The organism is Streptomyces sp. NPDC037271 (assembly GCF_055603605.1).
Window position 1 is genome coordinate 344,819 of record NZ_JBVJVN010000003.1, and the last position, 24,522, is coordinate 369,340.

Below are 24,522 nucleotides of genomic sequence, written 5' to 3' on the forward strand. Positions count from 1 at the left end.
GCATGTCAGAGACCAAGAGCCCGCTGCCCCGCGAGGTCGCCGACGCCTACGTCGACGCACTCATCGCCCTCGACCCGGTCACCGGTACGTACCTCGGCGTGCCGGAGAGTTCCAGCCGCCTGCCCGACTTCTCGCCCGCCGGGCAGGAGGCCCTCGCGGAGCTGGCGCGGACCACGCTCGCCCTGCTGGACGAGGCGGAGCGCCGGCCCGGCGGGGACAGCGACGTGGAGCGGCGCTGCGCCCGGCTGCTGCGCGAGCGCCTCACCGCCGAACTCGCGGTGCACGAGGCCGAGGAGGGACTGCGCTCGGTCGGCAACATGGGCACCGCCGCGCATTCGGTGCGTGAGGTCTTCACCATCACTCCGACGCAGACGGAGGAGGACTGGGCTCGGATCGTCGAGCGGCTGCGCGCGGTGCCGGCGGCGTTCGCGGGCTACCGCGAGTCCCTGGCCCTGGGGTTGGAACGCAAGCTGTACGCGGCACCGCGCCCGACCGCCACCTTCGTCGACCAGCTCGGCGAGTGGGCGGACACGGGTGAGGGCCGCGGCTGGTTCGAGGACTTCGCGTCGGCCGGCCCCGACGCGCTGCGCGCGGAGCTGGACGAGGCGGCCCGGGGCGCGACCGCGGCCGTGGTGGAGCTGCGGGACTGGATGCGTGACGAGTACGCACCGGCCGTGGCGGGCGCCCCGAACACGGTGGGCCGGGAGCGTTACGCCCGCTGGTCGCGCTACTACAACGGTACGGACCTCGATCTGGACGAGGCGTACGCGTACGGCTGGGCCGAGTTCCACCGCCTGCTCGCCGAGATGAAGCAGGAGGCGGAGAAGATCCTGCCGGGCGCCGAAACCCCGTGGGTGGCGCTGGCGCACCTGGACGAGCACGGCAAGCACATCGAGGGTGTCGACGAGGTCCGCGACTGGCTGCAGGGCCTGATGGACCAGGCGATCGAGGCGCTGGACGGCACCCACTTCGAACTCGCCGAGCGGGTGCGGAAGGTGGAGTCGCGGATCGCTCCGCCCGGCAGCGCGGCGGCCCCGTACTACACGTCCCCGTCGGAGGACTTCTCCCGTCCCGGCCGCACCTGGCTGCCGACGATGGGCCTGACCCGCTTCCCGGTCTACGACCTGGTCTCCACCTGGTACCACGAGGGTGTCCCGGGCCATCACCTCCAGCTCGCCCAGTGGACGCACGTCGCGGAGGACCTCTCCCGCTACCAGGCCTCGGTCGGCATGGTCAGCGCCAACGCCGAGGGCTGGGCGCTGTACGCGGAGCGGCTGATGGACGAACTGGGCTTCCTCACCGACGCGGAGCAGCGGCTCGGGTACCTGGACGCGCAGATGATGCGGGCCGCCCGCGTCATCGTGGACATCGGCATGCACCTGGAGCTGGAGATCCCGGCGGACTCCCCCTTCCACCCGGGCGAGCGCTGGACGCCGGAGCTGGCGCAGGAGTTCTTCGGCGCGCACAGCAGCCGTCCGGCGGACTTCGTGGAGAGCGAGCTGACCCGGTACCTGACGATCCCGGGCCAGGCGATCGGCTACAAGCTCGGGGAGCGGGCCTGGCTGCTGGGCCGGGAGAACGCCCGCAAGCGGCACGGTGACGCGTTCGACCCGAAGGCCTGGCACATGGCGGCTCTCTCCCAGGGTTCGCTCGGCCTGGACGACCTGGTGGACGAGCTGTCCCGGCTCTGAGCCGTGCTCCGGCCCGGCGCCGGGCCCGGCTGACTCAGAGCCGGGATCCGAACCGGCGCCGGGCCGTGCTCATCGCCTGGAGCCGCCTTCCGAGTCGATGACCTGCCCGGTGCCCCTTCCCCAGCTCTCGACTGCGTTCGAGCCGGGGAGACCACTGTCGCCTCGTCCGTGGCGAGCCGCGCGACGAGGCGGGCCGGATCGTCCGGCATGCCCCACCACTCGGCGGGGAAGAGCGCGGTGACGTCCTCGTACGTCGAGCTGGGGTCGATGACCACGAGCGTCGCCTGCTTCCCACCGCTCCCCCGCCGGCCGCCGGGCCGCCGGGGTTCCGCCGGAACCCCTCAGGTGGCACCCCGCTGCCGCAGCACCGACCCCGACCGTCCCTTCACGACCTCCAGCTGGGCGTGGATCCGCCGCCGCAGATCGGCGACATGGCTGACGATGCCGACGCTGCGGTCCCGCTCGCGCAGTGAGTCGAGGACGTCGAGGACCTCGTCGAGGGTCTGGTCGTCGAGGCTGCCGAAGCCCTCGTCGATGAAGAGGGTGTCCAGGCGGACACCGCCCGCCTCGTCCGTGACCACGTCGGCGAGGCCCAGTGCGAGGGCGAGCGAGGCGAAGAACGTCTCACCGCCGGACAGGGTGGCCGTGTCGCGTTCGCGGCCGGTCCAGGCGTCGACGACGTGCAGGCCGAGGCCGCTGCGGCCGCGCCCGGTGCGGTCGTCGGAGTGGACGAGGGTGTAGCGGCCGGAGGACATGCGCTGGAGCCGTGCGGTGGCCGCGGCGGCCACCTGCTCCAGACGGGCCGCCAGCACGTACGACTCCAGGCGCATCCGGCGTTCGTTGTCCGCGGAGGTACCCGCGGCGAGCGAGGCGAGCCGGGCGACGCGGGTGTGCTCCTCGCGCAGCGGGGCGAGCCGGCGCGCGGAGGTGGTGGCCCGCGCGGACAGCCGGTCCAGTTCGGCGCAGCACCGGGCGGCCGCGTCGCGTGCGGAGGCGGCGTCGCGCAGGCGGCGGCCCGCGTCGGCGGCGGCGAGTTCCGCCGCCGCCACGTCGGCGGGCGGCCGCTGGGCGGCGGCAGCGGTGTCGGCCTCGGTGAGGACCGCGCGGACGGCGGCCTCCTCGGAGTCCCATGCGTCGAGCCGCCGTTGCAGCTCGCGGTGGGCGGCGTCGTCGAGCAGCGCGGCGGCGGCGTCCCGCGGGGTGTCGAAGCCGGCGCGGAAGGCGGCGTCGGCGAGACGGGCGTCGGCGTCCTTGAGCCGCTGGGCCGTGTCCTCGGCGAGGCGGACGGCGTCGGCCGCCTCCGTCAGCAGCGCGGCCCGGCGCTCCAGCTGCTCCGCTCGCGCCGCCACACTGCCGGCGCTGCCGCGAGCCCTCGTCAACTCCTCCTCCAGTGCGGCCCGTTCGCTCTCCAGCCGCTCCCGGTTGCCGACCCGGGAGGCGGCCCGCACGGCGGCCTGCTGCTGGGCGGTGATCCGCTGCTCGCGCTCGTGCTCCGCCCGGCGCAGCTCCTCCTGCGCGGCGTGCGTCCCGGAGGCGCTGGCCCGCGCCCGCGCGTACCGCCGCTCCAGTTCCTCGGCCTCTTCGGCGAGCCGGGCGGTGGGCGTCTCCCCAGCCTCCGCCGCGGCGGCGGCGAGTGCCTCCCGTACGGCGCCCAGGCGCCGTTCGGCGTCCGCGCGCCGCTCGTCGGCGTCCTGGTAGGCGGCGAGGGCGCGCTCCTCCGCCTCGCGGCCGACATGCCCTGCGATCCTGCGCGCGGGGGCGGGGTGTTCGAGGGCGCCGCACACGGCACACGGTGCGCCGTCGGTGAGGCCCTCGGCGAGTTCGGCGGCGATGCCGGTCAGCCGCTGTTCCTTGAGGTCGAGCCAGTGGGCACGGGCCTCGACGGCGCGTTCGGCCGCGGCGAGGGCGTGCCGTTGGGCCTCCTGCGCGTCGGCGGCGTACCGGTCCCGCTGCCGGGCCGCGGCGAGCCGCCGCTGCGCCGGGTCGCGCTGCACGGCGAGCTGTTCGGCGTGGGCCGCGGCCTCCTGCGCGGAGTCGACGCGGGCCTGCAGTGCGGTGCGTGTGGTCTCCCAGTCGGCGAGCCAGGTCTCCGCCTCGTGCAGGACGTCCTCGTCGGCGCGTTCCTGGCGGTCCAGCGCGGCCCGCTCCTCGACCAGGTCCGCGAGGCGCCGTTCGGCCCGCCGGGTCGACTCCAGCCCGCCCAGTTCCTCGGCTGCCCGACGCGCGGCGGCGGCGAGCCCTGCGGCCCCGGCGTCCGCGAGGGCCTCGGGCAGCAGGGCACGCGCGTGGGTTTCCGCGGCTGCCGCCCTCCGGTGCTCGGCGTCGGCGGCGTCCCGCAGCTCCAGGGCGGGGGCCACCGCTTCGGCCTTGCGGGCCCGTGCCATGCGTTCCTGTGCGGCGCGGTGGGCGTCGGCCCGCTGTGCCAGCAGCGCTTCCCGCTCCCGGGCCTCGGCGAACCGCCGCTGCAGCCGGTCCAGTTCCCGTGCGTCGGCGAGGTCGCGTTCGGCGGCGGCCCGGTCGGCCTCGGTGGCCGTGAGCCGGCAGTCGGCGACGGTCAGCAGCTCCCGGGCCGTGCTGCGCGCGAGAGCGGCGGCGGCGAGGACCGCCTCGGCCAGACCGGGCTCGCCCGGCGCCAGCTCCGGCAGATCCATGGCGTCGCCGGCGGCCTGCTGCATCCGGTGGGCGTCGGCCAGCAGCGCGGCGTCCCCTTCGCGCACCCGGGCCTCGGTCGTGCGGCGCCGCTCGACGAGGCGCTTCTCGACCTCGGCGAAGCGCCGGGTGTCGAAGAGCCGGCCGAGCAGCTTGCCGCGAGCCTCCGCGTCGGCGCGCAGGAAGCGCGCGAAATCGCCCTGCGGCAGCAGTACGACCTGGCAGAACTGCTCGCGGCTCATCCCGAGCAACTGCGTGATCTCCTCGCCGATCTCCTGGTGGGAGCGGCTGAGGTCCTTCCAGGCACCGGCCGTCGCGTCGTACTCGCGCAGCCAGGTCTGGGCCTTGTCGACGGTCGTGCCCTTGCCCCGCAGCTTCGGACGCTCCCAGGGCGGCTGCCGGGTGACCTCCAGTCGCCGCCCGGCGACGGTGAGGGCGAGGCGCACCTCGGTCCGCGTGCCGACGGCGGCGTGGTCGCTGCGCAGGGTCATTCCCTGGCCGCTCTGGCGGGCGCCGGGCACCGACCCGTACAGCGCGTAGCACACGGCGTCGAGGACGGAGGTCTTGCCGGCGCCGGTGGGCCCGTGCAGCAGGAAGAGTCCGGCGGCCGACAGGTCGTCGAAGTCGACGCTCTGTGATCCGCCGAAGGGGCCGAAGGCGGTGATGTCCAGCCGGTGCAGCCTCACCGGGCCACCTCCCGCACGGTCTCGTCGGCGCGCACCGCGTCGAAGGCGTCCCGCAGCACGGTCTGTTCGCGGTCGTCGGGCCCGGCTCCGCGCACGTGCGTCACGAAGTCCTCCGCGATCTGCTGGTCGCTGCGGCCGGCGAGGCGTCGCGCGTAGGACACGGCCGGGCCGTCCGGGGGCCGCTCGGGGTCGAAGACGAGGGTCAGCGTGTGCGGGAAGCGCTCGGTGAGCCGGGCCATGGGGTCGGCGGGGCGGACCGGATCGGTGAGGGTCGCCTCGACCCACGCCTCCTCGTGCCGGGTCAGCTCGGGGTCGGCGAGCAGCTCCTCCAGGGTGCCGCGCAGCCGGGCCAGAGAGCGCGGCACCGGGCAGTCGACCCGCTCGGCGGTGACCGAGCCGTCGGCGTCCAGGTCCACGAGCCACATGCTCTTGCGGTGCGTGGCCTCCGAGAAGGAGTACGGCAGCGGGGACCCGGAGTAGCGGACGCGCTCGGTGAGGGCCTGGCAGCCGTGCAGGTGCCCGAGCGCCACGTAGTCGACGCCGTCGAAGACACCGGCGGGCACTGCCGCGACCCCGCCGACGGTGATGTCCCGCTCGCTGTCGCTCTGCTCGCCGCCGGTGACGAAGGCATGCGCGAGGACGACGGAACGGGTGCCGCGCGCGCGAGTGGCGAGGTCGGCACGGACCCGGTCCATGGCGGCGGCGAGCACGGCCTCATGACCCGCCTTCTCGACCCCGAGCCCGGCCTTCACCAGAGCCGGCTCGAGGTACGGCAGCCCGTAGAAGGCCACCTCACCGTGCGCGTCCTCCAGCACGACCGGGGATCCGCATCCCGCCGGGTCGGTGCGCAGGTGGATGCCGGCACGGTCGATGAGCCCGGCGCCGACGCCCAGGCGGCGTGCCGAGTCGTGGTTGCCGGAGATCATCACCGTGGGCACGCCGAGGTCGGCCAGGCGGTGCAGGGCGTCGTCGAAGAGCTCGACGGCGGCCAGCGGCGGCACGGCACGGTCGTACACGTCTCCCGACACGACCACGGCGTCGACGCCCTGGTCCCGCACGGTCTCGACGAGATGGCCGATGAACCCGGCCTGGGCCTCAAGCATGTTCACCCGGTGGAACGCCCGGCCGAGATGCCAGTCGGAAGTGTGCAGAATTCTCATGAAATTGCCCTGACCTGCACGTTTCTACCCTTACTGCACCTTCGCAACCAGCGCGAACCAGCACGGAGCTCACTACCGACGCTCGTCACGCTAACGCATGGGGGCCTCTGACCCACCACTGTCCTCGAATCACCCGGACGATGGAACGTCCTTCCAGGATGCCGTTCCCTCTCGCATCGCCGAGGTCGCCGATCGCCGATCGCCGTCCGCCGTCCGCCGTCCGCCGTCCGCCGTCCGCCGTCCGACCAGGGTTTACCGCAGGGCGACCATGGCCATCGTCGCCCCTGGCGGATCCGGACGAGCCGCCGGGCGGCCCGGCGCGCACCGCCGCCACCGGCCCGGGCAGCGGGCCCGCCTGCTGCCCGCTGCGAGGCATCGGCCCGCACAGCGTGCGCGGCTGCGGGACATGCGGAGACCCGGCTACGACTGCTCGTACGCCGGGCCGGGCACGTACACGCGGGTGCCTGACCGGCGTCGGATTCCGCCGGCTCGCCCAGCGTTGAGCGCTGCAGCGCGTCGAGTCCCTCTTGCAGCCGGTTCAGTACGGAGCCGGTTCAGTGCGGAGCCGGACGCGAGCCGGATGCTGTGCGGCGCCCGCCACCTCACCTCGGTCTCGGGGTCGTGGAGGGCCGAGCCGGGGCCGCGCATCGGGTTGTCCCCCCGCCCCGAGGACCGGGAGGACGACCCATGAATGTGAAGGTGCGCGAGGGCGTCAGCTGTCCGCGCCGCTGCCCCGGACCACGCAGGAACGGCTGTTCTCCCAGCCCCACCCGTCACCGTCGGGGTCGGACGAGCCGCCGTTGACGCAGTACGGGTAACCGTTGGGCGCGGTACCGCCGCCCGTCCCGCCCCCGGTGTCGGCGCCGCTGCCCCGGACCACGCAGGAACGGCTGTTCTCCCAGCCCCACCCGTCACCGTCGGGATCGGACGAGCCGCCGTTGACGCAGTACGGGTAACCGTTGGGCGCGGTACCGCCGCCCGTTCCGCCCCCGCTGCCGTAGACGGTGGCGGTCTCGGACGTGGCCGCGATGCCGTTGGCGCCGTTGATGATGCGGTTGCCCCAGGTGGTCAGGGAGTTCGCGTCGAAGCCGTTGACCATGTCGAGGTACTCGACGCCGCTGCCGTTGCCGCTCCAGGACCAACCGATATAACCCACGCCCAAGGACTGCGCGGTCGCCATGATGGCGTCCTCGTTCGGGTTGCCGTCGCTGTGCTGGTCGCCGAACTCGCCCACGACGATGGGCAGTCCGTTGTCGACGAAGTGGTTCAGGTAGCCCTGCACCTCGGCGGCCGTGTCGTAGACGCCGTACATGTGGATCGAGAAGATGGTGTTGCGGTCGGGGTCGGAGGCGAAGACCGAGGCCGCGTTGCCCCTCATGGTCCCGGACCAGTCCTGACCCCAGTTGGGGGCGTCGACCATCAGGGCGTGGCTGATGCCGGCGCCCCGGAGCTTGCCGATCGCGCTCTTGGTGGCGTCGGTCCAGGCCGCGTAGCCGGAGTTGCCGAACGGCTCGTTGCCGATGTTGACGATGACGTAGTCCTCCTGGCCCTGGAGCGCGCCCTTGATGCCGATCCAGTAGTCGGCGGCCCTGTCCAGGGTGGTGGCGGCGCCGTCCTCTCCGTAGCCGGTGGTGTCGTGCACCTCCAGCACGCAGATGACCTTGCTGGCCTTGCACTGGCCGATGAGGGAGGAGACCTCGGAGGCGCTCGTCCGCGTCCACCGGTCGCCGCTGCTGAGGACGACGCGGACGGTGTTGGCACCCTTGGCCGCGATGTCGGCGATGGAGCTCGTGCGCTCGGGGTACCAGGTGTGGGCGTGGTTGACCCCGCGCATGACGAACTCGTTCCCGTTCGCCTCGACCACGTTTCCGTCACTGACACGGATACCGGTGGGTGCCGCCTCGGCCTCGCCGACGGAGGGGCCGGCAAACGAGACCAGCAGGCCCAGGACTGCGGCGAACGCCATGCCCGCCGTCGTGATCAGGGTGCTTCTCGGCTTTCGCATGTCTCTCCTTGTATGCGGCTGCGGATACGAACGCGGTGCGGGTGGTGCGGAGCGCGCCGATGCCCGCGAGGGCGGGCCGCGTCTCGCTGACAACGATGTCTGGTGCCGGCATCGACTCCTGAGAGCAGGATTGGTGAGCGTCGCGGGCACTTCGACAGAGGTGTGACCAAAGGCAGGCTTCGCAGGCGTCGCCGGTGCGGGTGAGCGCCGACAAGTGACCTCGCCCTGCCGCGACTTCGGCCCCATGGGGCGCCACCGGGCCATCGCCACACCATGAGGCACCGGGTGTTCCGTCCATGTCAATAGCCGGTTCGCGATCCGTCCACCGAGCACGACCGCACCCCCGGGACTAAACCGCTAAACGGGCTGACCAGTCCCGATGGACGCGACAAAGTGGTTAACCACCAGCGGAAACAGAGCTGGCGCAACTGATTGACAGTGGAACGACGTCGCTCTACGTTCCTACCTGGTTAACCGGTACACGGGCCGACCTGCACTACCCGCGCCGAAATCTCGAGGCCAGACCCGTCGCACCCGCCGACGCGACGAGCCGTCTCGCCTTCGAACGAAAGAGACGCCATCCATGGCCACCCCCACACGCCGACCGGGACGCCCACGCCCCCTGGTGTCCCTGCCCCCGGACGCGCCCCCTTGACGGGCACCTGCCCGTCACTCACGCCCCCGCCCCCGGCACCGGCACCGGCACCGGGAGGCCGCCTACGTCTTCATGCCGCGTCGCGGGAGCCGCTTTCCGCCGGAACGGGCTCCGGGCCCGGATCCGCGCACGCCGCCTCACAGGCAGGCGCCCCACACCCTCCGCCGTTCGCCGTTCACCGTTCGGCCTTCCGTCCTCCCGCACCCTTCACACCGCACGGCAGGAATGACCCGTAGATCCCCTCGGGGCGTCACTATACCGGTTCAATAACAGGAAGCCGATCGGGCCATGGAGTTCGTTCGTACGCCGTTAACGTGAAAACGTGGATCTACTTCAACCGGTCATCAAGCCATACGCATGGGGCTCGCACGAGGCACTGGCCCGACTGCAGGGCAGAGGGACGCCCTCGGCCGGGCCGGAGGCGGAGTTGTGGATGGGCGCACACCCGTCCGGCCCCGCGGGCATGACGCGCGGCGGACGAGAGCTGACCCTCCTGGACGCCGTGTCCGACGGCCCCGAGAGGGAGCTGGGGGCCGCGTGTGCCCGGCGGTTCGGGGGAAGGCTGCCCTTCCTGCTGAAGGTACTGGCCGCCGAGCAACCCCTGTCCATACAGGTGCACCCCGACCGGGAGCAGGCGCGCTCGGCCTTCGCCGCGCAGCAGGCCGACGGCCGTCACGGCCCCTACGTGGACGGCTGGCCCAAGCCCGAGCTGCTGTGCGCGCTGAGCCGGTTCGAGGTGCTGGCCGGCTTCCGCGACCGCGCGGAGGCCGTGCGCGTGCTGGAGGACCTGGAGGTCGGCCGGTTGCGCCCGGTCGTCGCGCTGCTGCAGGCCGGCGCCGGCGACCAGGTGCTGACCGGCGCCCTGCGGGCCGTACTCGAGTGGCCGAGTGATGACCGCGCGGCGCTGGTGCGCGGCGTCGTGGAGTCATGCCGACGCCGGGCGCGGTCCGACGGCCCCCACGCGGAGGCGTATGCGGCGGTGGAGCGCATGTCCCGGCACCACCCCGGAGATCTCGGGCTCGTGGCCTCCCTCCTCCTGAACCACCGGGTCCTGGAACCCGGTGCGGCGCTGTTCATGCCGGCCGGTGGACTGCACGCCTACGTGCGGGGCGTCGGACTCGAACTGCTCGCCAACTCCGACAACGTGCTGCGGGCCGGGCTGACGGCCAAGGAAGTGAACGTGCCCGAGCTGCTTCGGATCACCGACCCGGCGGTGCGCGTACCCGAGGTGACGCCCACCGGCGTCCCGGGGCCCGGTTCCACACAGCTGTACGACTGCCCGGTGGAGGAGTTCTCCCTCCACCGGACCCGGCTCGACGGCTCGGGCGGACCCCTCGTGCCGTCGGCCGGCCCTCGCATCGCCTTCTGCACGGACGGATCGGTCCGACTGCGCGCGGGTCGCACGGACCACCTTCGGCTCGGCCCCGGCGACTCCTGCTTCCTGTCCGCCTCGGACGACGGCGTCCTGGTGGAGGGCGAGGGAACGCTGTTCGTGGCAGCCGCCGGCCTGAGCCCGGCCGAACGTGGCCCCCTCGCGTAAGACCTGCTGCCGCCCATTTCTTTGACAACGTTGTCCGGGCCTCTCGCTCGACGCCGCCGGTAAGCGGTGCGCAGGGAGGCCCGACCGGCCCGAGAGGACTGAATCGGTGTACGCCGCCCTGGACATCGGAGGGACCAAGATCGCGGGTGCGTTGGTGGACGAACGGGGGACCGTCGTCCACCGCGCCGAACTCCCCACACCCGCACGGGAATCCACCCAGCGCATGGCCCGGACCGTCGACGCCGTGATCGACACCCTGGCCGCCGCCCCGGCCTGGGGCACGGTACGTGGACTGGGCATCGCGAGCGCGGGCCCGGTCGACACGGCGGCCGGCACGGTAAGTCCCGTGAACATTCCCGCCTGGCGGGCCTTTCCCCTCGTCGAGAGCGTGCGCGCCCATCCGATGCTCTTCGCCGGCATCAGACCGGTCCTGCTCGGAGACGCCGTGGCCATGACCGCCGCCGAACACTGGCTCGGCGCCGCTCGCGGAGTGGACCACGCACTGTGCATGGTGGTCTCGACCGGCGTCGGAGGCGGGTATGTTCTGGGCGGCCGACTGCATCCGGGGCCCTCGGGGAACGCCGGGCACATCGGTCACATCTCCGTCGGCCTCGACGGCGCCCCCTGCGCCTGCGGCGCACGGGGATGCGTGGAGGGATACGCCAGCGGAACCGCCATCGCCCGACACGCGGTGCGGACGGGCTGGACACCGCAGCCGGGCGCGGAGCCGACGGCCGCTGCCGTCGCCGCCTCCGCCCGCGCGGGCGACGAACGCGCCCTGGCCGCGTACGACCGCTCGGCACGGGCCCTGGCCGCCGCCATCGCCGGCAGCGCGACACTGCTGGAGATCGAGGTCGCGGTCATCGGGGGTGGTGTCGCCCAGGCCGGGGAGACGCTGTTCACTCCGCTCCGCCGCCATCTGCGCACCTTCGCGGTACTCGACTTCGCCCGCGGTCTCGAGGTGCGCCCCGCCGCTCTGGCGCGGGACGCGGGCCTCGTCGGAGCTGCGGCGGCCGCCCGCCTGCAATTGCGGGAGGCCGGTGGCACAGCGGCGGGAGCCGTGTTCGCGACAGGTACTTAACCGGTTTTACCCAGGCGGATTTCCGCCGTTCATCAGATGCCGTGCGGCACTCTCGGTTTTACGGCCTTCTGTTCGTCGATCGACAGATGTGCGACACGTGTCCCATCACCGCAAGCTCCCCGACGTACCGGCATCAGGCGTTGCCCGCTCCGGCTGGGGCGCGGCCGGGCTGGCCTGGCCCGTATGGAGCCGTTCAACGGGGTGGAAGTCGTCGCGTTCCCGGACGCGGCGGCCTTCGAGGACTGGCTGGCCGAGCACCACACCCGCCGCGAGGGCGTGTGGGTCAAGGTTGCGAAGAAGGCTTCGGGGATCGCGTCGGTCACGGATGACGAACTGGTCGACGTGGGACTGTGCTGGGGCTGGATCTCCGGGCAGCGTCGGGGCTTGGACGACCGGCACTACCTGCAGAAGTACGGGCCACGGCGGCCGAGGAGCCTGTGGTCGCGGGTGAATGTCGAGAAGGTCGCGGCGCTGACGGGGGCGGGCCGGATGCGGGAGCCCGGCCTCGCCGAGGTCCGACGGGCCCGGGAGGACGGCCGCTGGGACCGCGCGTACGCGTCGCAGGCGACGGCTGTTGTCCCGGACGACCTTGCTGCGGCGCTGGCCGCGGACCCGGTGGCGCGCGCGGCCTTCGACGCGCTCGACCGGACCGCCCGCTACCTCGTGCTGCTCCCGCTGCTCCGGGCCACGACGTCGGAGACTCGCCGGACGTGGCTGGAGCGGGCGGTACGGGACCTGGCGGAGGGGCGGCCAGTGGGCGAAGGGTGACGCCCCGGTGGAACGCCGGACCGCCGGTGCTGTGACCCGAAGTGATCACCGGGTTGCGTACTCATCAGGTGACTAGGAGCCGTCCGTGCAGGGGACGAGAACGTGGGAGGGGCGCGGCAGGATGCCGCACCCCTCCCACGTTCGTGTATCTCCAAGACGCCGTATCGCCGGACGTCGTATCCAGACGCCGTACCGTCAGACGTCCGTGTATCTCTCAGGGCGGGGTGCGGCGGTCGAGGCACGCGGTACCAGGGACGGTGTCGCCACCGGCCGGGAGGCGACCTGGCGGCCGTCGAGAACGTCGAACAGCACGCGTGTGACCTGGGCGCCGAAGCCGTGGACGTCGTGGCTCATCGCGGACAGCGTCGGATGGGTCAGCCGGCACAGCTGGGAGTCGTCCCAGGCCAGCAGGGACAGGTCGTCCGGCACCGAGATGCCCATCTCGGCGGCGACGCCCAGTCCGGCGACCGCCATGATGTCGTTGTCGTAGAGGATCGCCGTGGGCCGCTCCCGGGCCAGCAGCAGGGAGCGCGTGGCACGCGCCCCGTCGTCGCCCGAGAAGCTCGTCTCCGCGTGCGGGCCGCTGTCGAGGCCGAGCTCCCTCATGGTCTGTTCGAAGGCGGTCGTCCGGATGGCGCTGTGCCCCAGGCCGCGGGGGCCTCCCACGTGCGCGATGCGCCGGTGCCCCAACGCCGCCAGGTAACGCACCGCCTCGGCGACGGCGGCGGCGTCATCGGTCCAGACGGAAGGGAAGCCCCCGGTGAGGGACGGGTGGCCGACCGCCACGGCCGGCAGGCCCAGCTTGCGCAGCGGTTCGACACGCGGGTCCTCCTGGTGGAAGTCGACCAGGATCGAGCCGCCGATCTGCCGCTCCCTCCACCAGCGCTCCTGCAGTCCGATCTCCTCCTCCAGGGAGTCGACCAGTCGCAGCAGCAGCGAGCAGTCCCGCTCGGCCAGCACGCTCTCGATGCCGGAGACGAACTCCATGTAGAAGGGCTCCAGGCCCAGCAGCCGGGCCGGCCGGCAGATGGCCAGCCCGACGGTGTCGACCGACTGCCGGGACAGGCTGCGGGCCGAGGAGTTCGGTGCCCAGCCCAGCTGCCGCGCCGCCGCGAAGATCCGCTCCCGGGTGGCCTCGGAGACACCCGGTTTGTGGTTGAACGCCAGCGACACGGCACCTTTGGACACGCCCGCGGCGGCGGCCACGTCCTTGATGGTGACGCGTTCGGAGGGTGCGCTCACGCCGGTTCCACGCAGAACAGTGCGGCGCGCACGGCGTTGGCCCCGGCTTCGGCCGCCCTCGTGACCCGGAGGCGGGCCCGTTCTCCGGGAAGGAGGGTGCGTAGTCCGGTGTCGCAGACCGCGTCCGGGCCGAGCCGGTCGGCCTGCAGGAGGAGGTCACGTACGAGAGTGTGTGCTGTCACCACGACCTCGACACTACTCGCATCACCACCGACCGGGGACTCCACGGCCACGTCGTAGTGAGGTACCGGGTACGCGAAGTCCTTGTCCGGCACGGGAACATGCAGCGCGCGCAGGCCGCCGCAGTCGGCGACGAGGAACTCCTCGCCCGACCGCTCGTCCGGCACCAGTTCCTCCGGCACACTCTGCCGGTGCACCGAACGGGCGTTCACGGTCACGTCGAGGACCAGCTTCGCCAACTCGGTGCCGTCCGCCCGCATCCGGCGCAGGGTCACCGGGGCCTGCCACGGCTCCGGTGCCTGGTTGACGACGGCGAGGACCGGGCCGTCGGTGTCCGGCTGGAGGGTGAGGAGGCGATCCGCGTAGACCCGCCGCAGCTCGTGGTACAGGGGCTTGAGCCTTCCGTCGCCGTCGATGGCGGCCCATGAGCTGACCGGCCAGCAGTCGTTGATCTGCCAGACGATGGTGCCGGCGCAGACCGGCCAGTGCGAGCGCCAGTGCTCGATGCCGGCGGCGATCGCGCGGGCCTGTACGACCTGGGTGAGGTAGTGCCAGCGGTCGAAGTCGCCCTCGGGCAGGGCGAAGTGGCGTGCCAGGCCCCGGTTCAGCTTGCCGTTGCCGTCCTCGGCCTTCTGGTGGTGCAGCATGCCGGGCGAGTCGGGAGCGAGTTGCTCACCGGGCAGCGCGCGCCGCAGGGTCGCCATGGCGGGGGGTGCCTGCCAGCCGAACTCCGAGACGAAGCGGGGCACCGAGTCGCGGTACTCGGCGTAGTCCCGGCGGTTCCAGACCTCCCAGGAGTGGTGGGTGCCGTGGGCCGGATCGTTGGGGTGGTGGTCCCACGAGCCGGACCAGGGGCTGCCCGCGGTGTAGGGCCGGGTCGGGTCGAGCTCGGCGACGACGCGCGGCAGCAGGTCCAGGTAGTAGCCGCCGCCCCAGGAGTCGCCGGCGAGTTCGGGCTCCCAGTCCCAGTCGCGGAAGCCCCACAGGTTCTCGTTGTTGCCGTTCCACAGGACGAGGCTCGGGTGCGGCATCAGGCGGACAACGTTGTCGCGCGCCTCCGCCTCCACCTCGCCGCGCAACGGCTGCTCCTCGGGATAGGCGGCGCAGGCGAAGAGGAAGTCCTGCCAGACCATGAGACCCAGTTCGTCGCACGCGTCGTAGAAGGCGTCGTCCTCGTAGATCCCGCCGCCCCAGATGCGCACCAGGTCCACTCCCGCCTCGGCCGTCTGGTGCAGCCGCGTGCGGTACCGCTCGGGTGTGATCCGGGAGGGGAAGACGTCGTCGGGGATCCAGTTCACACCGCGGACGAAGAGCCGTACACCGTTGACGATCAGGGTGAACCCGGTTCCGTGCGCGTCCTCGGAGCGGTCCAGCTCCACGGTCCGGAAACCGATCCGCCGCTGCCAGGAGTCCAGGGCCCTCGCCTCGGGCCCGTCCTCGACGAGCGCGACCTCCAGGTCGTGGAGCGGCTGCGCACCGTAGCCGCGCGGCCACCACAGGGAGACGTCGGGCACGTCGAGCGTCAGCACGGCCCGCGTACCGTCCACGGGCGCGCGGGTCTCGACACCGGCGACCGTGGCCCGCACGGCGAGCGAACGGTGCGCTCCCTGTGCCGTGCGCTCGACCTCCACCCGCACCTCGACCCGTCCGGTGCCGCCCTCGACCGTCACCAGGGGACGCACGCCGGCCAGTCTCGCCGTCGACCAGCGTTCCAGCCGGACCGGACGCCAGATCCCGGCGGTCACCAGTGTCGGGCCCCAGTCCCAGCCGAAGCTGCTCGCCATCTTGCGGATGTACTGGAACGGCTCCGGGTAGACGTTGGGCCGCTCGCCCGTCAGGGCCCGTACCGCCGCCGCCTCGTCGTAGGCGGAGGCGAAGTCCACCTTCAGCTGCCCGTGGTGGCCGGTGACGTCGAAGCGGTGGTGGCGGTGCATGTTGCGGGTGCGCCCCAGTTCCCGCCCGCCCAGGGTGACGGTCGCGGCCGTGTCGAGTCCGTCGAAGACCAGGTCGGTCCGCTCGTGGCCCTCCTCGGCGGTGTCGGTGGCCGCCACGTCCCGGACGTAGGTCCAGGCACGCTGTCCGACCCACGCCACCTCCGGCTCGTTGACACCGAGGAAGGGGTCCGGGATCAGGCCGGCCGTGAGCAGATCGGTGTGGACACAGCCGGGGACCTGGGCGGGCAGCAGGCTCTCGCCGTGGCGCAGGCTCCAGTCCTCGGTGAGCTGGACGACTTCCTTCATGTGCGGCTCCTTAGGCGGGACGGGCCCGTTTCCTGTACGACGCGGCCAACTTAACCCCACACAAGTGAACCGGTCTAGCCCTCACCTCCTGACAGGAGCCACCACTGCTCCGCCGTGAGTGCCGGTGTGAGCGCCAGCGGCATTTGGCGCAGGCATTCACCGCCGGTAACGATTAAGTATCGCGGTGCGGCACTTAGCTTTACCGGTTCACGCGTGCCTGACATAGTCGCCGACAACCACCGGAGCCCGAGCCGTAATCCTTGGAAGGAGCTGGGCACATGGGGAAGAAGACGCTGGGCGTCGCTCTGCTGACCACCGCGATGCTGACCGTCGCGGGGTGCGGCGGGGGCGGGAGCCCGAACGCCGACGAGACCGCTGCCGCGCCGGTGAACCCGGACAGCGTCTCGGGGGACATCACCGTCCTGACCAATCGCACCGACCTGATCCAGGACGGGACGATGAAGAAGTACGCCGCCGAGTTCAACAAGACCTACCCCGAGGTGAAGGTCGAGTTCGAGGGCCTCACCGACTACGAGGGTGAGGTGAAGATCCGCATGAACACGGAGGACTACGGCGACGTCCTGCTGATCCCCTCGGTGATCGCCAAGGGTGACTACCCCAAGTTCTTCGCGCCGCTCGGCGACACCTCGACGATGAAGAACACCTACCGCTTCACCGACAAGACCGACGTCGGCGGCAGGACCTACGGAATCGCCACCTTCGGCACCGCCAACGGCTTCGTCTACAACAAGGCGCTGTGGAAGAAGGCCGGCATCACCGATTGGCCGACGACGCCGCAGCAGTTCCTGGACGACCTGAAGGCCGTCGGGGAGAAGACGGGCGCGACGCCCTACTACACGAACTTCAAGGACGGCTGGCCGCTCAGCAGCCCCTGGACGAACAGCGTCGGGTCCGTGAGCTGCGACAGCCAGGCTTCGGACAAGCTGGCCTCGATGGACAAGCCCTGGGAGAAGGGCACGGAGCTGAACGCGCTCGACACCCTGCTCCACGACATCGTCCACGAGAAGCTGTCGGAGAAGGACCCGGCCACCACCAACTGGGAGAGCTCGAAGACCCTCCTGGCCAAGGGCGAGGTGGGCAGCATGATGCTCGGCTCCTGGGCGATCAACCAGATGCGGGACGCGGCCGAGAAGGCCGGCCAGAACCCCGACGACATCGGCTTCATGCCCGTCCCGGCCCAGACGGGCGGCACGTTCTGCGCGACCCTGGTCTCCGACTACCAGCAGGCCGTCAACATCCACTCCGACCACAAGAGCGCGGCCCGGGCCTGGATCGACTGGTTCACCGAGAAGTCGGGCTACGCGGCGAAGGAGGGGGCGGTCTCCGCCCTGAAGGCCGAGGGTATGCCGGACACCCTCAAGGGCTACGTTGACAACGATGTCAAGATGGTGGAGCGCTCCGAGGCGAAGACGGCCGAGGTCAACGCCATCGACAACGCCTCCGAGATCGGCCTGGCCAAGCCGGACTACCGGCAGAAGCTGATCGACATCGCCCGCGGAGCCGTGGACGGGTCGCTCGACGGCTACTTCGGCGAACTGAACGAGCGCTGGTCCGAGGCCAGGCAGATGGCCGGCTCCTGAACCGGTGCCCGGCAGGGCCCCTCCCGTCGGCGGGAGGGGTCCGGACCCGCCCCAGTGCCCTCAGCGGACGACGAAAGGCCCTGGCCCCGCTATGACCCGCACCGCCTCCACCGCATCACCGCCCGCTCCGGCCACCGAACCGGGCCGGACCGCTAAACAGCCCTCCCGGCGCCGTGCGCCGGGCGCTGCCTCGTGGCATGACCGGCCCCTGCGCCGTATCACCCCGTGGCTGTTCCTCCTGGCCCCCCTCGCCCTGCTGGTCACGTTCACGTACGTGCCCGTGGGCAACATGATCTATTACAGCTTCACCGACTGGGACGGCGTCAGCCCCGACCGGAACTTCGTCGGCGGCGACAACTACACCGAGCTGTTCACCCGGCCCGAGCTCTTCAAGGTCTTCGCGGTCAGCTTCTACTACCTCGCGGCCTCCGCCGTGCAGATCGTGATCGCCCTGTACTTCGCCGTGGTCCTCAGCTTCGACCTGCGCTTCAGGAACCTGTTCAAGGGCATCCTGTTCTTCCCCTACCTGATCAACGGGGTCGCGATCGGCTTCGTCTTCCTCTACTTCTTCCAGGACGGCGGCACCCTCGACTCCGTCCTGTCCTGGTTCGGCGCCGACACCGGCCACGCGTGGCTGGGCAGCCCGGAGTCGGCCAACACCTCGCTCGCGGGGGTGTCCGTGTGGCGCTTCACGGGCCTGAACTTCGTCCTGTTCCTCGGCGCGATCCAGTCGATCCCCGGTGAGCTCTACGAGGCCGCCCAGCTCGACGGCGCGACCCGGTGGCAGCAGTTCCGGCACATCATCGCGCCCAGCATCCGCCCGGTGCTGAGCCTCAGCGTCATCCTGGCGATCTCCGGCTCCCTGTCCGTCTTCGAGATCCCGTACATCATGACCGGCGGCGCGACCGAGACCTCGACGTTCGTCATCCAGACGGTGAAGTTCGCCTTCCAGTTCAACAAGACCGGCCTGGCTTCCGCCTCTGCCGTCGTGCTGCTGGTCATCATCCTGCTGATCACCTGGATCCAGCGCCGCATCGTGCCCGACGAGAAGGTGGACCTCGTATGACCATCACCGCCCCCACCGAGGGCCGGCCCCGCCGGCGCCTCCCGATCGGCAGCGCCCTCACCTACCTGTCGCTGGTCGTCGCCTCCCTCGTGGTCCTGGTCCCACTCCTCGTCGTCTTCCTGACCTCGCTGAAGTCCTACGACGAGATCTCCGACGGCCAGGGCGCCCTGGCCCTGCCGGACGACTGGCTGAACTTCTCCAACTACGCCACGGCGTTCACCGACGGCCACATGCTGACGGCCTTCGGCAACACGGCCTTCATCCTGCTGTTCTCCGTCACCGGCACCGTGGTCATCGGTTCCATGACCGCGTACGCCATCGACCGCTTCGACTTCCGCTTCAAGAAGCTCGTCATGGCGCTGTTCCTGATCGCCACCCTGGTGCCCGGCGTGACCACCCAGGTCGCCACCTTCCAGGTGGTCAACAGCTTCGGCCTCTTCGACACCCGCTGGGCCCCGATCCTGCTCTACATGGGCACCGACATCGTGTCCATCTACATCTTCCTGCAGTTCATCCGCGGGATCCCGAAGTCCCTCGACGAAGCGGCGCGGCTCGACGGCGCGAACTCGTTCACCATCTACCGGAAGATCATCTTCCCGCTGCTCAAGCCGGCGATCGCCACCGTGGTCATCATCAAGGGCATCACCACGTACAACGACTTCTACATCCCGTTCCTCTACATGCCCTCAGAGGAACTCGGGACCATGTCCACGGCCCTGTTCCGCTTCAAGGGGCCGTTCGGCGCGCACTGGGAGAACATCTCCGCCGGGGCCGTCCTCGTGATCGTGCCCACTCTGGTGATCTTCCTCTTCCTCCAGCGCTACATCTACAACGGGTTCGCACAGGGGGCCACGAAGTAGCGGGCTCCGCGCGCACGGTGGGGCGGACGAGCCTCCGCCTCACCGGAGACACCACGTCGGCGACGGTGAACCGGTGCGGTCACGCGTCCCCGTACGCCTCGCCGCCCAGTTCGAACCCGGCCGACCCCGCGGTGGCGTCCGCGAGCCAGGACCGGAAGGCGGCCACGTCGGCCTCCGGCAGGCCGATCTCGATGGTGACGGCTTCGTCGTACCGCACGTCGCGCACCGCGCGTCCCGCCGTGCGCAGGTCGTTCTGGAGCTTGCCCGCGCGCTGGTGGTCGACGGTCACCGTGGCCAGGCGGAACCGGCGGCGGGTGAGAGTGCCGAGGTCGTCCAGGGCCTCGCCGACCGCGCCGCCGTAGGCGCGGATGAGTCCGCCCGCGCCGAGCTTGACGCCTCCGAAGTAGCGGGTGACGACGGCGACGACGTACCGCATGTCGCGGCGCAGCAGCATCTGGAGCATGGGGACACCCGCGGTGCCGCCCGGCTCGCCGTCGTCACTGGCCTTCTGCACGGCGGCGTCGGCCCCGATGACGTACGCCCAGCAGTTGTGGTTGGCGTCCGCGTGCTCCTTGCGTACGGCCGCGACGAACGCCTGGGCCTCCTGCTCGGTGGCGGCCGGGGCGAGGGCGCACAGGAAACGGGAGCGGTTGATCTCGGTCTCGTGCACACCCGCGCGGGCGACGGTGCGGTACTCGTCCTGCATCCGGCCAGCCTATGCGCTCACCGTCGCACGCCCCGCGGCACCGTCGCCGCGGCCGGCAGGGCCACGCCGGGGGCCGGGGGCCGGGGGCCCGTCCGGCCGCGGCTGAGTCTCGGCGGCCTCGCCCGGCGAGCGGACGGTCGTGGCCGACGAGCGTGCCGTCGTGGCCGACGAGCGGACGGTCGTGCACGGCGAGCATGCGGTCGTGACCGACGAGCGGACGGTCGTGCACGGCGAGCATGCGGTCGTGACCGACGAGCGGACGGTCGTGCACGGCGAGCATGCGGTCGTGACCGGCGACGCCGGCGGGTGGGCCTGCTTGGCGTGCCGCGGGACGGCCAGGCGGCGCGGCCGCGGCCGGAGCCCGGCGCGCGCTCAGGCCGGGGTTCCGACGTCCCGGGCGAGGTGGAGGCCGAGGAACCGGTCGGCGTAGGCGTAGGTCTCGAACCGGGCTCCGTCCGGAAGGTCCGGATCGGTCTCCACCCGGCGCAGCACACGCAGCACCCCGGGGGCGTCCAGGTCGTCCTCCCACGCGGCTCGCAGCTGGTCGCGCACCTCGCCCGGGACGGGACGGGAAGGCTGCCGCGCCCAGGCGGCGACCGCGCGGCGCCAGCGCGCGAGCGTTTCCCCGGCATCGTCCAGCGCGCTCGCGTCGAGCTCCACGCGCGCGTGGTGGTGCCGCTCCAGCAGCGCGAGACGCACGGCGTCGGGGTCGTCGGTGCCCTGTGCGGCCACGTCCACGGAGGCCACGGCGACCGTTGCCCCGTCCGGAGTGGCCCCGCCCTCGCGCACGACGTGCACGGTCTGCCCGGCGCCCGGTCCGGGTCCGGCCGCTCCTCCGTCGTCGAAGGGCCGGATGCCGAGGGCCGCGGCGTCCGCACGCAGCCGTGGCTCCTCCTCCGCGCCGGTCAGCACCGCCCACACGGGAGTGCCGTCCAGCTCCAGGGCGCGGACCAGGAGGTCGGCGACGAGCAGCACGCGCAGTCCGGTCGTGCCGCGGCCCGGCGCGTGCGCCTCGACACGGGTGGGGCCCCGCCGGGCGGGGGCGGCGGGGGCGGGCTCTCGGGTCCGGGCGTCGATGATGCGCAGCACGGGGTGAGCGTAGGCGGGGTGGAGCGGTGGCGCACAGAGGGCGCGCTCGCCGCGGCTCCCCCGCCGCACGGGAATCCCGGCGGGCCGCCGTCCGTTGTCCTGCGGGAAGACACGACACACGACACGCGGCAGGCGAGTCGTCCAGGAGTCCAGGGAGGCCGCCGGTGTACGGCGACGAGGCAACCGTCCGGAAGATCCTCACCGAACTCGGTGACACCTGGGCCGTGGTGGGCCTGTCGTCGAACAGGCAGCGCGCGGCGTACGGCGTCGCCGAGGTGCTGCAGCGCTTCGGCAAGCGCGTCGTGCCCGTGCATCCCAAGGCGGAGACGGTGCACGGTGAGCGGGGGTACGCCTCTCTCGCGGACGTCCCCTTCGCGGTGGACGTCGTCGACGTCTTCGTCAACAGCGACCTGGCCGGACCGGTCGCCGACGAGGCGGTCGCCAAGGGGGCCGGGGCCGTCTGGTTCCAGCTCGGCGTGATCGACGAGGCCGCGTACGAGCGGACCCGGGCCGCGGGACTGGAGATGGTGATGGACCGCTGCCCGGCGATCGAGATCCCACAGCTCGGCTGACTCCTGCCCGACCACCGGCATCCCACAGCTCGACCGACCCCCTGCCCGCCACCGGGATCCCACAGCTCGACCGATACCCCCTGCCCGGCGTTTCGGGCCGCCAGGAGGTGACGGCCCTCGCACCGGTGGCGGGTGAGCCCGCGGGCGCCTCACCCGCCACCGGCCGGGTCGGACCCGATGACCACCACGCGCGCCCAGTCGGGTGGTGAGTCCGGCACGTACTCGGGGTCGTCCTCGTTCCAGGAGCCGCGGATCCGCTGCCGGGGAAAGAGGCCGACCACCGTCCGACACGCCGGCCGTGTGTCCGGCCAGGGCGTCTGCCCGTCGGTCAGGACCACGACGGCGTCCGGTGCGGGCTGCGCGCGCAGCGCCTTGGCGAAGCCCGTGCGCAGGTCCGTGCCGCCCCCGCCCACCAGGGGAATTCCCTCGGCGCGGCACAGGGAGTGCGCGAGCCGCGCCGACGCGTCGCAGGGCACCACCGTGACCAGGTCGCGGCGGCCACCGACGGCACGGGCGATCGCGGCGACCTCTAGCAGCGCGCTGCCGAGTTCCGCGTCGCTGACCGATCCCGAGGTGTCGATGACCACGGCGACCCGGGGCGGTCTGCGGCGCAGGCTCGGCAGCACGACGCCGGACATTCCGGCCGAGCGGCGCGACGGCCGGCCGTACGTGTAGTCCTCGCCCGCGCCACCCGAGGAGGTCGCCGAGCGGACCGCCGTTCCCAGCAGGTCCCGCCACGGCTGCGGCGGATGGAACGCCTGTTCCGCCCACCGCTTCCACCCCTTCGGCGCGCTTCCCGGGCGGGCGTTGATGCCCTGCGCGACCCGGAAGCGCACCGCGTCCTGTTGCTGCTCACTGAGCCCGTCCGCGCCGTCCGGCCCGAGGTCCCACTCCCGTTCGAGGCCGTCGGCGCCACTGCCGCAGTCCAGCCAGGCCAGGCTCTCGGTGAGCCGCCCGAGCCGGAACTGGCGCAGGTAGTCCTCCATGAGCTGGCCCTCGGGCAGTTTGAGGAGCTCCGGCTCGACCGCGCCCTCGGGACGGACCAGTCCGTCCCCGAACACGTCGTCGTTGATCTCGCAGTCCGCGGCGATGTTCATCCGAAGCCGTTCGGCCGGACCGGTCAGCCCGCGCTCCCGCGCGACCCGGTCACTGCGCCCGTGGTGGTCGCGCAGCAGGTGCGCCACCTCGTGCACCCAGACCCCGGCCAGTTCCTCCGCGGGCGTCCGGTCCACGAAGACCGGCGAGACGTAGCACCGCCAGTACCGGTCGACGGCCATCGTCGGCACCGTCCTCGACGGGACGACGTGCAGGGCGAACAGCGCCGTCGCCAGGTAGGGCCGGGCCCGGGCGGCGTGCAGCCGGGCGGCGAAGAGCTTGTCGCGGTCGAGCACGGCCGGAACCGGTGTGGTCGTCACCGTGGCCGACGCGGCCGTGCTCGACGTGCCGCTGCTCATCGGCCCGCCTTGACGGGGCCGGCGGTCCGCGTCACCGCACGGTCCGCCGCCCGGTCCGCGCGCCGGGACAGCGACACGGCTCCCGCGAGCCGCTCGATCGACGCCGGGATGTCCCAGTCCTGTTGCCGCAGGGCGGCGAGTGTCGTGGCGGGGACGACCACGACGTCCGGGGCACCGGTCTCCATGGCGCGGGCCAGCAGCGCCCACGCCGCGTCCCACCGGGATCTTTCCGGCCGTTTGCGTACCGCGGCCACCACACCGTCGAGCGCGGCCTGGCGCAGGTCTCCGCGCTCGGGCAGGACGGCGCCGGTCGGGTCGGCGAGCAGTGTCTCGGGGTCCGGGAGGTCCATGCGGTCCAGGCTCGCCATCAGTTCCAGCCCGGGACCGTCGCCGACGGTGCCCCGCACCAGCAGGGAGAGCACCTCTTTGGAGGAGCCGGCCGCGGTCGCGAAGGCGATGAGGCACAGGGTCATCTCCCAGCTCCGGGGCGACGGCCAGGCGCCGCCCCGGCGTGTTTCGCCGCTGGGCAGGCGGTGCACGAGCCCGGGGCGGGCGGTGAGGAAGGCGCACACCGCACGGCGGGCGTGGCCCACGGCGTGAGCGAGCCCGTCCGGGTCGAGCCGCGGCAGTGTCGCCCGGGGCCAGGTCCCGCCGAGTCCTCGTACGACGACGTCGTGGTCGTGGGTCCACTGGAGGTGGACGAACCGGTTGGCCAGCGGCGGGCTCAGCTCCCAGCCGTCGGCCGCCGAGGACCGGGGGTTGGCGGCGGCCACGATCCTGACCCCGGGCGGCAGTCGGAGGGCGCCGATCCGCCGTTCGAGGACGAGGCGGAGCAGGGCGGCCTGTACGGCCGGTGGCGCGGTGGACAGCTCGTCCAGGAACAGCAGCCCCCGGCCGGCCCGTACCAGTCGCACCGCCCAGTCCGGCGGGGCCATCGGGACACCCTGTTCCGCGGGGTCGTCCCCGACGACGGGCAGCCCGGAGAAGTCGGACGGCTCGTGCACGCTGGCGATCACGGTGGTCAGCGGAAGGTCCAGGGCGGTGGCGAGCTGGGTCAGGGCGGCGGTCTTGCCGATCCCCGGCTCACCCCACAGCAGTACGGGGAGGTCGGCGGCCACGGCCAGGGTGAGGGCCTCCAGTTGGTTGTCGGGCCGCGGTTCGGTGGTCGCGTCGCGCAGCAGGGCCAGCAGGTCACCGGCGATGTCGAGCTGGGTACGGTCCGGTGAGGAGTCGGGGCGGTCGGCGGAGACGGAGGCTGCGGGCGTACAAGTCGTCAT

General features: G+C 72.3%; 18 protein-coding genes. 9 read left to right on the forward strand and 9 right to left on the reverse strand.

What is annotated here, in order from left to right; translation table 11 throughout:
* Positions 1-2: 2 nt before the first annotated feature.
* A complete protein-coding gene (locus ACZ7G3_RS09360) occupies positions 3-1,691 on the forward strand; it encodes a DUF885 domain-containing protein (RefSeq protein WP_470924416.1) in 1,689 nt (562 codons plus the stop codon).
* 341 nt (positions 1,692-2,032) lie between these two features.
* On the opposite strand, the gene ACZ7G3_RS09365 is transcribed toward ACZ7G3_RS09360, so the two are convergent.
* The 3 genes from ACZ7G3_RS09365 to ACZ7G3_RS09375 all read right to left on the reverse strand — a co-directional run bounded on the left by ACZ7G3_RS09365 (position 2,033) and on the right by ACZ7G3_RS09375 (position 8,191).
* Positions 2,033-5,026 carry an AAA family ATPase gene (locus ACZ7G3_RS09365; protein ID WP_470924418.1) on the reverse strand — a complete coding sequence of 998 codons (2,994 nt, stop codon included), beginning with the start codon at positions 5,024-5,026 and terminating at the stop codon, positions 2,033-2,035.
* Positions 5,023-6,186 (reverse strand): exonuclease SbcCD subunit D, encoded by a 1,164-nt coding sequence (locus ACZ7G3_RS09370; protein ID WP_470924420.1) that lies wholly within the window; start codon positions 6,184-6,186, stop codon positions 5,023-5,025. Before ACZ7G3_RS09370 ends, ACZ7G3_RS09365 begins: the two co-directional genes overlap by 4 nt.
* Before the next feature lie 712 nt (positions 6,187-6,898).
* The gene (locus tag ACZ7G3_RS09375) at positions 6,899-8,191 is read right to left on the reverse strand and encodes a cellulase family glycosylhydrolase (protein WP_470924421.1); all 1,293 of its coding nucleotides are present in this window, start codon (positions 8,189-8,191) and stop codon (positions 6,899-6,901) included.
* Between the two features lie 977 nt (positions 8,192-9,168).
* On the opposite strand from ACZ7G3_RS09375, the gene manA reads away from it, so the two are divergent.
* The 3 genes from manA to ACZ7G3_RS09390 all read left to right on the forward strand — a co-directional run bounded on the left by manA (position 9,169) and on the right by ACZ7G3_RS09390 (position 12,235).
* Positions 9,169-10,386 carry a mannose-6-phosphate isomerase, class I gene (gene manA, locus ACZ7G3_RS09380; RefSeq protein WP_470924423.1) on the forward strand — a complete coding sequence of 406 codons (1,218 nt, stop codon included), beginning with the start codon at positions 9,169-9,171 and terminating at the stop codon, positions 10,384-10,386.
* A gap of 106 nt (positions 10,387-10,492) precedes the next feature.
* Complete coding sequence (locus ACZ7G3_RS09385) at positions 10,493-11,467, forward strand: ROK family protein (RefSeq protein WP_470924425.1); 975 nt, start codon at positions 10,493-10,495, stop codon at positions 11,465-11,467.
* Positions 11,468-11,650: 183 nt separating this feature from the next.
* Complete coding sequence (locus ACZ7G3_RS09390; protein ID WP_470924427.1) at positions 11,651-12,235, forward strand: YdeI/OmpD-associated family protein; 585 nt, start codon at positions 11,651-11,653, stop codon at positions 12,233-12,235.
* Between the two features lie 195 nt (positions 12,236-12,430).
* Here ACZ7G3_RS09390 and ACZ7G3_RS09395 read toward each other — a convergent pair whose 3' ends face one another.
* Positions 12,431-13,477 carry a LacI family DNA-binding transcriptional regulator gene (locus ACZ7G3_RS09395; RefSeq protein ID WP_426598535.1) on the reverse strand — a complete coding sequence of 349 codons (1,047 nt, stop codon included), beginning with the start codon at positions 13,475-13,477 and terminating at the stop codon, positions 12,431-12,433.
* Positions 13,474-15,897, reverse strand: a complete 2,424-nt coding sequence (locus ACZ7G3_RS09400; protein ID WP_470924429.1) for a glycoside hydrolase family 2 protein — start codon at positions 15,895-15,897, stop codon at positions 13,474-13,476. The genes ACZ7G3_RS09395 and ACZ7G3_RS09400 overlap by 4 nt, the downstream gene beginning before the upstream one ends.
* 278 nt (positions 15,898-16,175) lie before the next feature.
* Between ACZ7G3_RS09400 and ACZ7G3_RS09405 the strand changes: the two genes are divergently transcribed.
* From ACZ7G3_RS09405 to ACZ7G3_RS09415, 3 genes are all read left to right on the forward strand, one after another.
* The gene (locus tag ACZ7G3_RS09405) at positions 16,176-17,498 is read left to right on the forward strand and encodes an ABC transporter substrate-binding protein (RefSeq protein ID WP_470924431.1); all 1,323 of its coding nucleotides are present in this window, start codon (positions 16,176-16,178) and stop codon (positions 17,496-17,498) included.
* Positions 17,499-17,589: 91 nt separating this feature from the next.
* The gene (locus ACZ7G3_RS09410; RefSeq protein ID WP_426556385.1) at positions 17,590-18,564 is read left to right on the forward strand and encodes a carbohydrate ABC transporter permease; all 975 of its coding nucleotides are present in this window, start codon (positions 17,590-17,592) and stop codon (positions 18,562-18,564) included.
* Positions 18,561-19,424, forward strand: coding sequence for a carbohydrate ABC transporter permease (locus ACZ7G3_RS09415; protein WP_470924433.1), 864 nt, complete (start codon positions 18,561-18,563; stop codon positions 19,422-19,424). Before ACZ7G3_RS09410 ends, ACZ7G3_RS09415 begins: the two co-directional genes overlap by 4 nt.
* A 79-nt stretch (positions 19,425-19,503) precedes the next feature.
* On the opposite strand, the gene ACZ7G3_RS09420 is transcribed toward ACZ7G3_RS09415, so the two are convergent.
* Entirely contained in the window at positions 19,504-20,130 is a 627-nt protein-coding gene (locus tag ACZ7G3_RS09420; RefSeq protein ID WP_426598539.1) for a YigZ family protein, read from the reverse strand.
* Between the two features lie 139 nt (positions 20,131-20,269).
* Here ACZ7G3_RS09420 and ACZ7G3_RS09425 point away from each other — a divergent pair, with 139 nt between their 5' ends.
* Complete coding sequence (locus tag ACZ7G3_RS09425) at positions 20,270-20,560, forward strand: hypothetical protein (RefSeq protein ID WP_470924435.1); 291 nt, start codon at positions 20,270-20,272, stop codon at positions 20,558-20,560.
* Here the strand turns inward: ACZ7G3_RS09425 and ACZ7G3_RS09430 are convergent.
* Positions 20,503-21,219: a hypothetical protein gene (locus ACZ7G3_RS09430; RefSeq protein ID WP_470924437.1), complete on the reverse strand. Its 717-nt coding sequence runs from the start codon at positions 21,217-21,219 to the stop codon at positions 20,503-20,505. The genes ACZ7G3_RS09425 and ACZ7G3_RS09430 overlap by 58 nt on opposite strands.
* 164 nt (positions 21,220-21,383) lie before the next feature.
* Here ACZ7G3_RS09430 and ACZ7G3_RS09435 point away from each other — a divergent pair, with 164 nt between their 5' ends.
* Complete coding sequence (locus tag ACZ7G3_RS09435; protein WP_470924439.1) at positions 21,384-21,791, forward strand: CoA-binding protein; 408 nt, start codon at positions 21,384-21,386, stop codon at positions 21,789-21,791.
* Positions 21,792-21,940: 149 nt separating this feature from the next.
* Here the strand turns inward: ACZ7G3_RS09435 and ACZ7G3_RS09440 are convergent, their stop codons facing one another.
* Together ACZ7G3_RS09440 and ACZ7G3_RS09445 are read right to left on the reverse strand one after the other, a co-directional pair.
* Positions 21,941-23,245, reverse strand: a complete 1,305-nt coding sequence (locus ACZ7G3_RS09440) for a vWA domain-containing protein (protein WP_470924440.1) — start codon at positions 23,243-23,245, stop codon at positions 21,941-21,943.
* Positions 23,242-24,522 carry an AAA family ATPase gene (locus ACZ7G3_RS09445; protein ID WP_470924442.1) on the reverse strand — a complete coding sequence of 427 codons (1,281 nt, stop codon included), beginning with the start codon at positions 24,520-24,522 and terminating at the stop codon, positions 23,242-23,244. The genes ACZ7G3_RS09440 and ACZ7G3_RS09445 overlap by 4 nt, the downstream gene beginning before the upstream one ends.

What these genes read in the sequence shown, in the direction of transcription:
- ACZ7G3_RS09360 (WP_470924416.1), top strand. Translation starts at nt 3, where the DNA reads ATGTCAGAGACCAAGAGCCCGCTGCCCCGCGAGGTCGCCGACGCCTAC.
- ACZ7G3_RS09370 (WP_470924420.1), bottom strand. Translation starts at nt 6,186, where the DNA reads ATGAGAATTCTGCACACTTCCGACTGGCATCTCGGCCGGGCGTTCCAC.
- ACZ7G3_RS09375 (WP_470924421.1), bottom strand. Translation starts at nt 8,191, where the DNA reads ATGCGAAAGCCGAGAAGCACCCTGATCACGACGGCGGGCATGGCGTTC.
- ACZ7G3_RS09390 (WP_470924427.1), top strand. Translation starts at nt 11,651, where the DNA reads ATGGAGCCGTTCAACGGGGTGGAAGTCGTCGCGTTCCCGGACGCGGCG.
- ACZ7G3_RS09400 (WP_470924429.1), bottom strand. Translation starts at nt 15,897, where the DNA reads ATGAAGGAAGTCGTCCAGCTCACCGAGGACTGGAGCCTGCGCCACGGC.
- ACZ7G3_RS09405 (WP_470924431.1), top strand. Translation starts at nt 16,176, where the DNA reads ATGGGGAAGAAGACGCTGGGCGTCGCTCTGCTGACCACCGCGATGCTG.
- ACZ7G3_RS09410 (WP_426556385.1), top strand. Translation starts at nt 17,590, where the DNA reads ATGACCCGCACCGCCTCCACCGCATCACCGCCCGCTCCGGCCACCGAA.
- ACZ7G3_RS09415 (WP_470924433.1), top strand. Translation starts at nt 18,561, where the DNA reads ATGACCATCACCGCCCCCACCGAGGGCCGGCCCCGCCGGCGCCTCCCG.
- ACZ7G3_RS09420 (WP_426598539.1), bottom strand. Translation starts at nt 20,130, where the DNA reads ATGCAGGACGAGTACCGCACCGTCGCCCGCGCGGGTGTGCACGAGACC.
- ACZ7G3_RS09440 (WP_470924440.1), bottom strand. Translation starts at nt 23,245, where the DNA reads ATGAGCAGCGGCACGTCGAGCACGGCCGCGTCGGCCACGGTGACGACC.
- ACZ7G3_RS09445 (WP_470924442.1), bottom strand. Translation starts at nt 24,522, where the DNA reads ATGACGACTTGTACGCCCGCAGCCTCCGTCTCCGCCGACCGCCCCGAC.